Source organism: Acinetobacter sp. 1566109, from assembly GCF_000582255.1.
In the GTDB taxonomy this organism is placed as follows: Bacteria; Pseudomonadota; Gammaproteobacteria; order Pseudomonadales; family Moraxellaceae; genus Acinetobacter; species Acinetobacter nosocomialis.
In genome coordinates, this window is the sequence record NZ_JEYB01000182.1 from 1 (window position 1) to 1,295 (window position 1,295).

The following is a 1,295-nucleotide window of genomic DNA, read 5'->3' on the forward strand; positions in this document are numbered from 1 at the left end:
AAAGCGATGCAGAGCCACGTTATAGTTTTAATTGCCATTGTCGAGATTGCCAAAAAGCCACAGGTTCGGCCTATGCGCCCATCGCTTTTTTTCATCAATCTGAATTGAAAATAACTGGCGAACTTAAATATTTTGAGACCGTCGGTTCTTCTGGCCGTCCTATTAAAAGAGCTTTTTGCCCGACTTGTGGTTCTCAGCTTTTTGGTTTACCTGAACTTGTTCCTGAAATGATCTCGATACGCGCAGGTACTTTGGATGACCCAAGTGTCTATCACCCTAAAGCGGAGGTTTTTGTGAGTCAGGCCTATGCTTGGGACATGTTGAACCCAAACCTTAAACATTTTGAAAAAATGATAGAGAAGAAGAAAGAAGGGTAGTTGTTCTGACAAGCTCGTACGCTTTTTCCTACATTCATTCAGGAAATTGACGTCTTTCTATGACCTAGTGAATTGCCTATGATGAACTCATCAGGAACAGGAAGTTCCAAAACGTAAAACAACAATAATAAGTTTAGGCATCAGGACGTGAGGTATTACAGGATGTATACCTAGTAACGAAATACGAAAAAAGCCCAACAGGAAGTTGGGCTTTTTTCATTTCTTATTAACGAATCTCTTTTTCGTCTAAGGCAACATAGCTAAAAGCTATATTTCAAAACCTACAAACAACAAAAAACCCCATAAATCAAATATTCATGAGGTTTAATGATGGTGCCGGCACACGGATTCGAACTGTGGACCTACTGATTACAAGTCAGTTGCTCTACCAACTGAGCTATGCCGGCGATGTGGAGTGAATTTTACAGTTTCTTAAAAAAAATACAAGCCAAAAAATGAGCATTTGGATTTTTTCTATCAATTTTTAAGCGCTTATGCGTTTGAGCTTTAAAAATGGCCTAAGGCTTCAACATATAAATAAAAGAATCAACATGTTCACCACTATTTAAAGTGACACGAACAGGTACTCTTTCGTACTCTTCGCCTTCAAAGTCATCCAGTAATTTCCAGTTTGCATCTAGATGTTCCGAGCTAAAAACAAAACCTTGCACTTGGTTAGCACTATCATCGAGTACAATTCCCGGATAGCCTAAATCTGCTCCCCAACCTTCATGACGTAGGGTTCCGTTTACCCAACCTTCTGCCCACTGGCCGCCAATATTTTCAAGTATATGCGCATTAGGGCGACCAGGGACTAAAGTGCCATAAACAAATAAACTCGACATGTAATTTTCCTTTCATGTATCAATTAATGCGCTTTCGCATGTGCGGTATAAACCACTAAAAATATTCCCAATA

Annotated in this window: 2 protein-coding genes and 1 tRNA gene; 1 reads left to right on the top strand and 2 read right to left on the bottom strand. The window is 39.5% G+C overall.

Annotated features, from left to right (window positions below; genetic code table 11):
- On the top strand, positions 1-377 hold a 377-nt coding region (locus J582_RS25260), incomplete at its 5' end, for a GFA family protein (protein WP_032048939.1).
- A gap of 331 nt (positions 378-708) precedes the next feature.
- On the opposite strand, the gene J582_RS25265 is transcribed toward J582_RS25260, so the two are convergent.
- Positions 709-784 (bottom strand) — tRNA-Thr (locus J582_RS25265).
- Positions 785-895: 111 nt separating this feature from the next.
- Entirely contained in the window at positions 896-1,222 is a 327-nt protein-coding gene (locus J582_RS25270) for a gamma-glutamylcyclotransferase family protein (RefSeq protein ID WP_031982236.1), read from the bottom strand.
- Between the last annotated feature and the right edge of the window lie 73 nt (positions 1,223-1,295).

What these genes read in the sequence shown, in the direction of transcription:
- J582_RS25270 (WP_031982236.1), bottom strand. Translation starts at nt 1,222, where the DNA reads ATGTCGAGTTTATTTGTTTATGGCACTTTAGTCCCTGGTCGCCCTAAT.